The sequence below is a fragment of the uncultured Campylobacter sp. genome, from assembly GCF_937997405.1.
Taxonomy (GTDB): domain Bacteria; phylum Campylobacterota; class Campylobacteria; order Campylobacterales; family Campylobacteraceae; genus Campylobacter_B.
In genome coordinates this window covers 1-12,077 of record NZ_CALKTL010000073.1, presented here as the reverse complement: position 1 = coordinate 12,077, position 12,077 = coordinate 1, and the positions used below count along the sequence as shown (strand labels likewise).

Here is a 12,077-nt window from a genome sequence, read left to right as displayed (position 1 = left end):
GAACATGAGCCATAGAAGTAATTCCTGTGCCTTGCACCCAAAGGACGCGGACGTTACCACTACTTAAAACGGGCTCGTTTTTCAAAACGCCCTGCCACCATTTAGATAGCGAAAAGCCCTTTTCGTTGCGCCAGTTTATCACATCTTGCTCGATGCTCGGATCGTAGTGAAAATACTCGGTAAAATTCGTACCAGGCACTTTTTCACCCTGCTTTTCGTGTGGCTGCTTAGTAGATACGGCAAATCTTTTAATAAACTGCTCGTAATCTACGCCCCAGCCCTTGCAGAAGTGCTTCCAAGCGTTATCGGCTAGCCCGTAATACGCAGGCAAGCTATCGGAGAGATTGCACATATCGGTAGCACCCTGAACATTATCGTGACCTCTAAGGATGTTGCAGCCACCGCCTGGCTTGCCCATATTGCCTAGTATGAGCTGCAAAAGAGCCAAAATTCTAGTATTTGAACTTCCGATCGAGTGCTGTGTAATGCCTAAAGCCCAGCATAAAGTAGCGGGCTTTGTGGTAGCGAACATCCTCGTAAATTCTATCAGCTCCTCTTCTTTGCAGCCGGTGACATTGGCTACCTCTTTAGGATCCCACTTCTCAGCTTCGGCTCTAATCTCCTCTACAGCGTAGGTTCTGGTTTTTATTAGCTCCTTATCTTCCCAGCCGTTTTTAAAGATTAGATGCAGCATTCCGTACACAAACGCTATATCGGTTCCCGGACGAATTCTAATATACATATCGGCCTTAGCTGCAGTTCTAGTAAAATTTGGATCAACTACAACGATTTTCGCGCCGTTTCTATCGCGAGCCTGAAGAGCGTGCTTCATAGCTCCCACTGGATTTGCAACCGCAGAATTCGCACCTATGAAAAGGATCATTTTAGAATTTTTCGCCATATCACCTACGTGATTTGTCATAGCTCCATAACCCCAAGTATTCGCCACACCGGCGACTGTTGCGCTATGTCAAATTCTGGCTACGTGGTCGTTGCTGTTCGTACCCCAGAAGGCTGCAAATTTTCTAAAATAATATGCCTGCTCGTTGCAAAATTTAGCCGAACCCAGAAATACTACACTATCTGGACCGTCCTCTTTGCGGACTTGAAGCATTTTATCGCCGATTTCGTTAACGGCTTGCTCCCAACTGATGCGCTCCCACTTGCCGCCAACCTTTTTGAGCGGATATTTAAGACGCATTTTAGATTTGGTTAGATCGATTTGATCGATTCCCTTACAGCAGTGACTGCCCTGCGAGATCGGGTGATCTACTGCCATATCTTGGCGAATCCAGGTATTGGTGCTCTCATCCACTTGAGCCTCGATACCACAGCCTACGGAACAGATCGAACATATCGTTCGCTTCATAACGGAACCTGGAAATGGGTTTTTGATCTCTTGCTCAGTAGCAGCTCTTAGCGTATTATTTTCGCCAAACGCAGCTACGCTGCTCGCTCCTAAAGCGGCGAGTTTCAAAAACGATCTCCTTCCGATCGCATTCTCACTCATGAAAATTCTCCTAGTAAGCTACTTTATAGTATTTTTTCCACGCTTCACTCTCCCAGTAAAGCACCTCTTTTTTCGGTGATTTGCCACGAACGGTATCGCCATAGTCCTGCTCATTTTTTGCTAGAGCCTGAGACGCGGCAACGCCCACGGCACCTACTGCGCCGATTTTTAGAGATTTTTTAAGAAAATCCCTGCGTTTGTTCTCCATGGTTTTCCTTTGTGAAGAAATCGCTTTAAATCTTTTATTGTAGTAACGCCTGTTACAGGATTTAAGTCTAATGAATTATAACGAAAAGGCAGTGAGATGGAAATTAAATTTTAAGTTACTTTTTAAATTTTATTTAAAATTCAAAATATAAAGTTCTAACTAAAAAACTACTCGCAAAAATCAAGCTTGCAAGTTTAAAATTTAACCGAAATTCTGCTTTCGCGTTAAGATTTCCGTTAAAAATTTTATTTATCAATCCAGATCAAAAATATCTTCCGGATTGGTAAATTTATTTTGATAGCCGCCTTTTTTGATCGCTTCTTTAACGACGCTGCGATCTTTCTTTTGCGGAGCAGCAAGCGCTAAAAGCGAGCGCTCTAGTGCAAAAAAGCTTCTCATCAGCGCACCTAAAGATTTGAAAAAATCCGCCCGCACATGCCCGCACAAAAGCTCGCTAAACTCATCCACAAAGCTATTGGTGACATTTGTAAAAAGCTCTAACGCTAGCGCTTCGCCGTCTTGTGCGCTGATGAAATTTTTAACGCATTGCGAGTTCGCGGTATTTTTGCCGTCCTGCGGACCTGTAAAATTTTTACTGCCATGCGAATCTACAGAATTTTTTCCGTCTTGCGCCGTCAAGCTCGCGCTATTCGTAAAATTTTGCTCGTTTATCACGGAATTTTGTCCGTTTAAAACCGCGCTGTGTTTTGCGGCTGCGTTGCGAAGTAGGGTTGAATGCAGGTAAAAAATAAATCCCACATAATCCTCGCACTCTTTGCAAAGCTCCATATTGCGGCGAAATTTACTCTTTTTTAGCACGTCGATTACTGCGACACGCATACGCCCGTCGTCGCGTCCTTCGTCGTAGAAGCTCGCACTCATCGGCACGTTGGCGTATGAAAAATCAAAAAGTACGGAATTTTGCTCGCTTTTAAATGCCGCAAAGTCAAATTTCGCTAAATTTTGAAATTCTGCCTCATCGCTAGACACGATGGGCGAGCTCCGTAAAAACTCCAGCTGCTCCTTCCAGCGCTTAAATTTCGCATCCGTTTCATAGAAAAAAAACGGAATTGCAAAAAATTCATAGTAGTAGCTTCTTGCTTTGATTAAATTTGCATCCATTACATCGCCCCTTTTCTAGCATCTTCTATCTGCTTTTTTATCATTATTTTCGCCTTGCAATCGCCGCAGCAAAAAAGAGTCTTCATTTTTTCAGGCTCGTTTGCAAAATGTGCGCCCATCATATCCGCGATCTTCATCACGGCTTTGCTCGTCGCAAATTCCTTACCGCATTCAATGCACTTAAAAAGCTCATCTTTAGCTAGCATTTTGTAATTAAAAAATCCCGGCTCAAGCTCCACGCCGCAAGGCTCAAGCTCGATCGTATCCTTTTCGGCGCAGCTTAGCACGCAGTAGTTGCACGTCGTGCAAAGCGAGGCATTGAGCTTAATTGAATTGTCGCTGTTGTCGGCATACAGCGCGCCGGTATTACAGGCGCCCACGCAGCTAAGGCAGAGCGTGCAGCTTGCTTCGTTTATGCTTACTTTGCCAAATTTTAGCAACTCTCCGCTTTTTACAGCGCCGAAGCTGCCCTCGCCAACCATCGCGCTTACGCGTTTTGAGAAAATTTCTTTCTTGCTAAGGCCCTGTTCGTTTAAGCCAAACGCCCAGGGCTGAGAGCTTTGCGCCCACTTTAGCGCCTCTTGCAGCTCGGTTAAATTTCGCGCTAAAAATACCGCGTCCTTGCCGTAGATCGCGCGCGAAATTCCATTTATAAGCTCCGCCGCCTCGCGCGTGCCCTCGCCCACGTCCGCGCCGTAAACGATCACACTCGAGCCGCTTTCTTGCATCGCGCTTAGCAAATTTACCTCATCTATTTGCTTGCTTCCGAAAATTCCAAACGGTAGCACGCCGCACAGAAGCTGCACTGCGGGTGCGGACGCGATTTCGCTCTCTGCGATAAGAAGCGGAATTTTGCCTGCATAGAGCTTTGCGATCTCGCCAAATACGCTTTGAGGCAGCTTGGCAAATTTTAGCGCGCCGCTAGGGCAGACGCTCACGCACGCGCCGCAGCCTATACAGTCGATGTGCGAAAATACTAGCTCGCGCTTTTCGTCGTTTTTCAAAATCGCCACTGTAGGGCAAACCTCCACGCACGGCGCTCGCAGCTCATTTCGCCTGCCTTGATACTGGCAGATCGCAGGATCGAAGATCGTGGAATTCTTATAATGATAAACCGGGCTTTTGGAATTTAAAATTTTTAAAATTTCATCGTTTTTTAACCCCGAGATCTCGTAGCAGCCGCTTTGTCGTAGCTGATAGGGCGTCGCGCCGCTAATCAAGAAAAAATCCGCCTCAGTCTCAACCTCATCCCGCTCGCTTAAAATCGTAACCGAAAGATCGCCAATCTCGCCGTAGACGAACTTTATCTCAGCCCTGCTTAACGCGATCACCTTAAATCCGTGCTGCCTAAGTAGCCTCACAAGATCCTCTCGCGGCTCGTCACAGGCGAGAATCACGTTTTTGCCGACGGGCTTTTGATAGTCACTATCTAGCGCGCCGTCGAAGGCGATATCTTTGGCGCGATACAAAATATCTACGTTTTTAGCGATTTGAAGCGGCTCATCTGCGGAATTTTCTATATAAAAATTTATCTCGGGCGCATAAATTTGCGCTTTTAATTTCGGCGAATTCGCAACGATAAATTCCTCATTTTTCGCCTCCTCTTCATCGCCGCAAATTTCGATATCGTCGCTTAAGACGACATCTTTTAGCCCCGCGGCGTAAAATCCATGTTCTTTCATAATCTATCCTAAATTGATAATTAGGCGGGTTTTACTCTTATTTTCTAAACAGCTTTTAAATTCTGCACTTAAAGTAAATCGAATTTAAATTAATAATTCTATAGATAAAGCAAAATCAAAGCTTTAAATGATAAAATCGCCTAAATTTTAAGGCATCGGGGTCGCAATGCAACGAATCAAACTACCAAAAATCGATAAAATCGCAAATGCGCAGGAGTTTCAAAACTGCCTCCGCCCGCAAATCATCAAAATCGCGCAAGAGCTCATCGAAGAGGCACGCAGGGAGGCGCTGCAAGGAGGCGAGCTCGCAAGCGAAAGTGAGATCATCGCGCGCATCAGATCGCACTACGAAAAATTTCAAAATCTAAGTCTTAAACCGCTCATTAACGCAACCGGCGTCGTGCTGCACACAAACCTCGGCCGCAGCGTCATCAGCGCCGAAATTTTAGCCCGCGCGCAAAAGATCATCACCTCATATTCAAATTTAGAATACGACCTATCTGAGGGCGCGCGCGGCAACAGATACGACTACATAGCGCTTTTGTGCAGCGAGCTCTTCGGCGCGCAGGACGCGCTCGTGGTCAATAACAACGCCTCGGCGGTATTTTTGGTGCTAAATACCTTCGCTCGCGGACGCGAAGTCGTGGTAAGCCGCGGCGAACTAGTCGAGATCGGCGGGAGCTTTCGAGTAAGCGAAGTGATGGCAAACTCGGGCGCAAAGCTTGTGGAGATCGGCACTACGAACAAAACCAAGCCGGACGATTACGAAGAAGCGATCAATGAAAATACGGCAATCTTGATGAAGGTGCACCGCTCAAATTTTAAAATTTCAGGCTTCAGCTCTAGCGTAAGCGCTGCGGAAGTTGCGGCTTTAGCGCGAAAAGCGACACGCAAAAAAGAGGAATTTTTAGCGCTCAGAGCGGCGAATTTTAAAAATTTAGCAGATCTTTGTAGCGGCTCGTCGGATGCGACGGGCAAAATTTTAAATTCCGCGCCAAATGGTTTAAGCTTAGCGGCAGCTTCTGCGAATGCTCTAAATTTAAATAGCGGCGAGTCGTCCGAAAAGAGCGAGCGTTTTCATGAAGACGGCGAGAACGGAATTTTCGCTAAAGCTTCTAAGATTGCTCCTGCAAAATTTAGCATGAAGAAAGCGGAAAACTTTAACGAGATCATCGATTATTACGATCTTGGAAGCGGCTACGTAAGCGAGCTGGGATTTGGGCTAGGCAAAAGCGAACCATCCATTTTTGAGCTTTTAAAAAGCGGCGTGCGGCTGCTCAGCTTTAGCGGCGACAAACTTTTCGGCTCCGTGCAGTGCGGCATCATCTTAGGGGATCGCGAGCTTATCGCGCGCCTGCGCAAAAACCAGCTACTGCGAATGCTGCGCGTGGATAAGATCACGCTAAGCCTGCTTGCCGAGACGATCAAGGCGTATATAAATAAAGAATTTCACCTCATCACGACGATAGATCAGATCCATCTGAGCCTGAACGAGCTGCGTGAGAGAGCGAAGCTAGTGCGATCGCGTATCGGCGTAAAATCGCAGATCGTGCCTACTACTACCTTCGTAGGCGGCGGCACGATGCCCGGCGCCTCCTACCCAAGCGTCGCGCTTGCGATCTTAGATGGCGCAGATCCACAGAGCACGCAGGCAAAATTTCGCGCTGCGGGCATAATTGGGCGGATCGAGGATGATAAATTTTTGCTCGATTTCAGATCGATTTTAAAAAGCGACTTGCAAGATTTAATAAAGAAGATCGGAGAAATTTATGAATAGCGTAATCATCGGCACCGCAGGCCATATCGATCACGGAAAGACCGCATTAATCAAGGCGCTAAACGGCTTTGAAGGAGACCGAATGCCGAGCGAAAAGCAGCGTGGCATCACGATCGATCTTAGCTTCTCCCATCTGCGCTCGGGGGATACCAACGTCGCTTTCATCGACGTTCCGGGGCATGAAAATCTAGTAAAGACGATGATTAGCGGCGCGTATGCCTTCGACGCTGCGATGCTAGTAGTCGCCGCGGACGACGGGCTGATGCCGCAAAGCCGCGAGCATATTCAAATTTTATCGCTGCTCGGGGTAAAAAGCGTGATCTTGTGTATCAGCAAGTGCGATCTTGCTGACGACGCGCGCAGATCCGAGGTCGCGGCACAGTGCAAGGAATACATCTGCAAATTTAAAAATTTGCAAATTTTAAACACCTTTTTTATCAGTATCAAAGATCCCGCAAGCATCGCCGAGCTGAAAAACTATCTTTTCAATATCAAGCCCGCGCAGCGCCAAGGAGGCGGCGTGGTGCACTACTACATCGACCGCGTCTTTTCGCTTAAGGGGCTCGGCACCATCGTAACGGGCAGCCTCATTAATGGCGCGATTTCAAAGGGCGAGAAGCTTTACAACTGCGATCTGGGTAAAGCTTTTAACGTCAAAAGCGTGCAGATACACGACGAGGATACGCCGCTTGCGCAGGCTCCAAACCGCGTCGCGCTGAGTTTAGATGCCAAAACGAGTGAGCTGCAAAAAGGGCAAATCCTAAGTAAAAAGGGCTTTTTCCGCGGCTTTAATGAAGCCGACTGCACCTTTAGCGGCGAAATTTCACACAACCAAGACATGCTGTTTTGCGTCGGAAGCAAGCAAAGCGCGGCAAAAGCGCTCATTTTAAAAGAACTTCCTAGCGGCGAGAAGCTCGTGAGCTTTAAATTTGACAAAACGATGTTTTTGAAATTCGGCGAGCCCTTCGTCTGCTTGGCAAACTCGCGCGTAATCGGCGGCGGGCGTGTGCTAAACGCCGTAGTCGAGCCGCTAAAAAAGCAGAGCAAAGCCGTACTTCTCACCGCGCTTTTGAAGCGAAATTTCACCGAAGCGTTTAAAATTTTAAGCCTCTTTCACAAGCATGGATTCGGGCTATTTTCGGCGTATCAGCGCTTCGGAATGGAGTACGACGAAGCGGCAAAGATCGCGCGCGGCATAGAAGGGACGTATTTTGACGAAGCAAATTTATGCGTTTACGATCTAAGCGCGATCGAGGACGTAAAAAGCCTCATAAAATTTATCGTCTCAAAAAACGACTACGCGATTTTTTCGCCCGCCTCGATCGCCCTAAAGCTCTCGTGGGCCAGCGAAGATCTTGCCGTGCGCGCGCTTAGCGAGCTTGAGCGGAGCGGCATCGTCTCCAAAAAGGGCGGAGTTTACGTAAAATCGGGGGTGGATTTTGACGCGCTTAAGCAGGGCCTGGAGAGTAAAATTTTTGATCTCATCAAAAAGGGCGGCATCGCGCCGCTTGCGCCGTATAACATTTACGACGAGCTAGAGATCGACCGCGAAAGCGGCGATGACGCGCTAAAGAAGCTAACATACGCCAAAAAGGTCGTCCGTCTCGCACATAATCTCTTCGTCGAGGCCGAAAATTTAGCCCTGGCGATCAAGCGCCTCTACGCAATCATCGAAAAAGAGGGCTTCGTAAACGTCACGAACGCCAAAGAGGAGCTAGGACTTAGCAGGAAATTCGTCATCTGCTACCTCGAATACCTCGATAAGATGGGAAATATCACGACGATCGACAATAAACGCTATTTGAAAAAGTAAAAATTTAAAATTTTGCACTACAATGCGCGGAATTTTTTGCAAAGGAAAAAAATGAAAAAAGCTATTTTAACTTCAGTTGCGCTCGCAGCGAGCCTAAACGCGGCTTTAAGCGACAGCGAAATTTTATCTATCTACGGCGGCGCACCGCAAGGCATCGAGATAAAGGTCGCCGAGCGCATCCCACTTAGCGAGCCAAAAGGCGTTGAAGCGGTCGTTTTAAAAATCTCTCAAGGCAATATGTCGCAAGAGGAGATCATTTTCACCCAAGGCGATCTGATCTTTACCGATATCATCGATCCTAAAAAACGCGTAGTCTATAAGGAGCAGATCAAACAAGACCGCATCGCAGGACAGCTAAGTAAAGTCTTCAAAGCAGAGAGCAAAGACAATATCATCAAGCTAGGAAACGATCCCAAAAAGCCTACGATTTTGATGCTGACGGACGCTTTGTGTCCATTCTGCCGCAAAGAGATGGCAAGGATCGAAGAAACACTAAAAAATAACAATGTTGATATCGTCATGACCTCCGTTCACGGCGATGACGGCCACGCAAAATCCGCACTCATCTACAAAGAGATCAAAAATGCTAAAACCGACGAGCAAAAGATAGCGATTTTTAGAAAATACTACGCCGAAGATAACAAAGCAGGCGCCAAAGACGTAAGTGCTGCCGAGCTAAACGCTGCAAAAGCCCTAGCTGCCAAATACTTTGGTGCGGGGGTAAACTCGGTGCCTTACATCATCGAACTAGACAAGCTAAAATAATCTCTCTTAAAATTTTGCGGAGCGATCCGCAAAATTTCGCTTCTTTCACCCAATTTTGGCAGCTTTCAATCAATCTAAATTTTACCTCGAATTTATGAATGCTGCCCTTTTGGAGTTCTTACAATTCCGCTGCTTTTAAAAAATTTCGTAGTTGCGCCGCGCATAGAATTTTAAAATCTCTTACGTATGAAACGCGATCCGCAAAGTCATAAACGGGCAAAATTTAGAATTTTAAAAAATCCCAGCGTCCGCGCAAAATTCCGCGGCAGCGATTCTATCTCGTCGCTTCGCATCCAAAACGGCGCAAAAATGGTCTTACCTGGAATTTCAAAGTAGAAATTATGCGAGTAAAAATCTTACGACCTAAATTTTAAAATTTCGCGGCAAAGGGGAATTTGCAATCGTGCTTCAAGCTGCCTATCTTGGGCTGCGTCCGATTAAAATCAAAACTCCACGTCGAAAGCGGCTCTTGCCAGGCTATTTTTGCTCTCGCTTAGCTCGTACGATGCGCTGAGTCCGACGCTTTGAAGGATCTTATATTTCAGTCCGATCGCGCCGTTAAACACGCCGCTAGAATAATCAAGCCCTTCCACGTCGTATCTGTCCGAATACTTTCTGCTTGCGTGATACGAATCACCGCTAAATCGATGCTCGTACTCAGCATTTGCGAATATCTGCAGATCGCCAAAAGCTTTGATTGCGTAAATTCCCGCGGTGCCGTTTGGCGCGGTTTTTGAAGCGGAGCTAAATTTAAGCCTGGATATCGCATCCTCGTCCACCCTAATCGCTCCAAGCCCCAAATATGGCTTAATGTAGCCGCTTTCAAATAAGAATTTGTACCCGGCTCTGGTGCTGAAATCCCAAATTTGCGACTTGTATTTCGCGCCGTGGATAGCGCCGAATCCGTTATTGGTTTCAAATTTATGATCGTTCGTCGAATATGTTAAATTTACCGCCAGATCCGCGTTTTCGTTAAAATCGTATCTGCCCGCCAGACCGAGCTCGTAGGATTTGATGTTTTCTTTGACACCGTCGAATTTACCCTCGTACCAAGCGTCTGATTTTTGGTACCCAAAGATCACGCCCAGCGTAAGATCATCCACTCTCTTGGAGGCTCCGAGTAAAATTCCGTCGCTCTTGTGATCGTATTTGACGCCGCCCGAGCGGTCTTTGTAATCCCCGCCGTAGTTTCCAATCGCGCTTACGTTTACGTTAAACTCCTGCCCGTCGGTATCGGTTAAATTTTTATAAGCGGAATTTCTTGCAAGCTTTGTAAGATCCAGATCGACCTTCGAGCGCGGCATCTCGATGCCTACCCGGTTGCCGCCTCTTGCGACCTGCGAAAACAGGCTGCCGTTTTTAGGCGTGAAGTTATTGATCGCCAGCATCAGCGCCTCAAAATAGCTCGGCAGATCGTCGTATCCGCCAGGATAGCGGTTCGTATCGGAGGTGATGAATAAATTTGCCGCGTTGCGCTCGCGAGATAATCTTATGATCTCGTCGTATTGATCTGGTCTTGCGTTGTATATGACGTGCAGAATTTTAGAGGAATTTACGGGGTCTTTTTCAAATTCCGAGGTTCTGGCGCGATAGCGGTTGATATACTCGTCCGCGCTTACTTCTTGCAGCATCCAGACGTCCGCGTAAGGGGCTATGGCGTCGCGCACGCCCCAGCCGTTGTTCGCCAAAACGAGCATTCCCGGGTATTTAGTCTTGATATAATTGTAGATATTAGCCATATAGGCGATAGTTGCGGGATTGTTTTCGGTATTAACTTCGTCGATAAAGTATCCTGCGATATTTTCTCTGCCGTAGAAATTTACGAAATTATCGATATCGGCATAGACTAAATTTAGATTTCTAGTAGAATTTTTAGTATAGGTATAGCCTAAATTTGATATGCCCACCGCGATATTTCGCTTCATCTGAACTGCGTCTTCTTCTCTTCTGACCAGATATTGCGTGGTTTGATCGCCCGGTATCGCCGCCTCGTAAGAGCCAAAAGCCACATAAGGAACCAGCGCGCCGCCTATATTGGTAATGCCGTTCCAAAACTCGGCATTTACGCCGCTATTGCCCGTCCAGCGAAACGCAGGCATCATAACGCGCTGATTATTAAGCCTGCCCGAATAGGAGCCCTTTTTGGCAAAGCCCCTTGCGTACTCGAGCTTGATACGAAATGAGTTTTCGTACTGCTCACTCGCGGAGCTATCGCTAGCCGCGTCGCGCCTGCTTAATTTCGCACCCAAGCTATCCGCAGCGCTCATTATATCGGAACGGGAAGTGTTGTTGGAAAGTGATTTTTGCGCGTTTGCATAGCCCCAGGAATTCTGCTCGCTCGCATAGCCGAACCCTGCTGCACCGACAAGCACAAGAGATACGATTTTTTTCAAAGACTTTAGCATTCTGCACCGCCTCAAATAAAATTACCCAAATTCTTAAATTTCGACAAATTTGCAGACGCGCTTTTAAAATTAAAAGCTTTGTCGAAATTTAAAAATTTAGCCGCCTTAAAGACGGCCAAATTTTAAAGCTTATTTTAATGCTGCTTTTGCCTTCTTTGCGACGGTTGCGAAAGCTTCGGCGTCGTTCATAGCCATATTTGCTAAAATTTTTCTATCAAGCTCGATGCCCGCTTTTCTAAGTCCGTTTATAAATTTAGAATAGCTGATGTCGTTTAGCCTGCAAGCTGCATTGATGCGCACTATCCAAAGTCTGCGGAAATCGCGTTTTTTCGCGCGTCTGTCACGGAAGGCGTAAACGAGGCTTCTTTCTAGCTGCTCTTTAGCCTTTCTGAAATGTTTGCGTCTTGCACTATAAAATCCGCGCGCAAGCTTTAGCACCTTGTTGTGACGGCGGCGTCTAACGATGCCCGTTTTTACTCTTGCCATATTAATCCTTTCTTAATCGGCGTCCCTTTGGGGATCTTGCCCTAAAACCCATAAATTTAGGGGAGTTTGAATGACTTTCGTCAAAAACTAACTTCGCACTATTTGCAAAGCATTTTTTTAACCGCAGATACGTTTGTAGAATCAACGTATTGGGCCTCGCGCAAATTCCTCTTGCGTTTTTGAGACATCTTCGTCAAAATGTGGCTGCGAAACGCCGAGCCTCTTTTGATCTTGTTTTTGCCCGCTTTAAAACGCTTGACGGCACCGCGCATCCAAAAAGCGCAGAAACTCTTCGTTTGAAATTTTACC

10 protein-coding genes are annotated in these 12,077 nt (G+C 46.7%); 3 read left to right on the top strand and 7 right to left on the bottom strand.

Annotated elements, in window-relative coordinates; translation table 11 throughout:
* The 4 genes from Q0372_RS03665 to Q0372_RS03650 all read right to left on the bottom strand — a co-directional run.
* Positions 1-1,510: molybdopterin-dependent oxidoreductase (locus Q0372_RS03665; protein WP_298102693.1), on the bottom strand; the 1,510-nt coding region annotated here is incomplete at its 3' end.
* Positions 1,511-1,520: 10 nt separating this feature from the next.
* A complete protein-coding gene (locus Q0372_RS03660; protein ID WP_298102690.1) occupies positions 1,521-1,718 on the bottom strand; it encodes a twin-arginine translocation signal domain-containing protein in 198 nt (65 codons plus the stop codon).
* Positions 1,719-1,970: 252 nt separating this feature from the next.
* Positions 1,971-2,840: a molecular chaperone TorD family protein gene (locus tag Q0372_RS03655; protein ID WP_298102687.1), complete on the bottom strand. Its 870-nt coding sequence runs from the start codon at positions 2,838-2,840 to the stop codon at positions 1,971-1,973.
* Positions 2,840-4,522: a 4Fe-4S dicluster domain-containing protein gene (locus tag Q0372_RS03650; protein WP_298102684.1), complete on the bottom strand. Its 1,683-nt coding sequence runs from the start codon at positions 4,520-4,522 to the stop codon at positions 2,840-2,842. The genes Q0372_RS03655 and Q0372_RS03650 overlap by 1 nt, the downstream gene beginning before the upstream one ends.
* 166 nt (positions 4,523-4,688) lie before the next feature.
* Between Q0372_RS03650 and selA the strand changes: the two genes are divergently transcribed.
* Genes selA through Q0372_RS03635 form a run of 3 tightly spaced genes read left to right on the top strand, consistent with a single transcriptional unit; the run spans position 4,689 to position 8,877 of the window.
* Entirely contained in the window at positions 4,689-6,299 is a 1,611-nt protein-coding gene (gene selA / locus Q0372_RS03645) for an L-seryl-tRNA(Sec) selenium transferase (RefSeq protein ID WP_298102681.1), read from the top strand.
* Positions 6,292-8,112 (top strand): selenocysteine-specific translation elongation factor, encoded by a 1,821-nt coding sequence (selB, locus tag Q0372_RS03640; RefSeq protein WP_298102679.1) that lies wholly within the window; start codon positions 6,292-6,294, stop codon positions 8,110-8,112. Before selA ends, selB begins: the two co-directional genes overlap by 8 nt.
* A 51-nt stretch (positions 8,113-8,163) precedes the next feature.
* The gene (locus tag Q0372_RS03635; protein ID WP_298102676.1) at positions 8,164-8,877 is read left to right on the top strand and encodes a histidine kinase; all 714 of its coding nucleotides are present in this window, start codon (positions 8,164-8,166) and stop codon (positions 8,875-8,877) included.
* A 443-nt stretch (positions 8,878-9,320) separates the two neighbouring features.
* Here Q0372_RS03635 and Q0372_RS03630 read toward each other — a convergent pair whose 3' ends face one another.
* From Q0372_RS03630 to rpmI, 3 genes are all read right to left on the bottom strand, one after another.
* Positions 9,321-11,282, bottom strand: coding sequence for an autotransporter domain-containing protein (locus tag Q0372_RS03630; RefSeq protein WP_298102673.1), 1,962 nt, complete (start codon positions 11,280-11,282; stop codon positions 9,321-9,323).
* Between the two features lie 129 nt (positions 11,283-11,411).
* Positions 11,412-11,768, bottom strand: coding sequence for a 50S ribosomal protein L20 (rplT, locus tag Q0372_RS03625; RefSeq protein ID WP_005871091.1), 357 nt, complete (start codon positions 11,766-11,768; stop codon positions 11,412-11,414).
* A 98-nt stretch (positions 11,769-11,866) separates the two neighbouring features.
* A complete protein-coding gene (rpmI, locus tag Q0372_RS03620) occupies positions 11,867-12,040 on the bottom strand; it encodes a 50S ribosomal protein L35 (RefSeq protein ID WP_298102696.1) in 174 nt (57 codons plus the stop codon).
* Positions 12,041-12,077 lie beyond the last annotated feature (37 nt).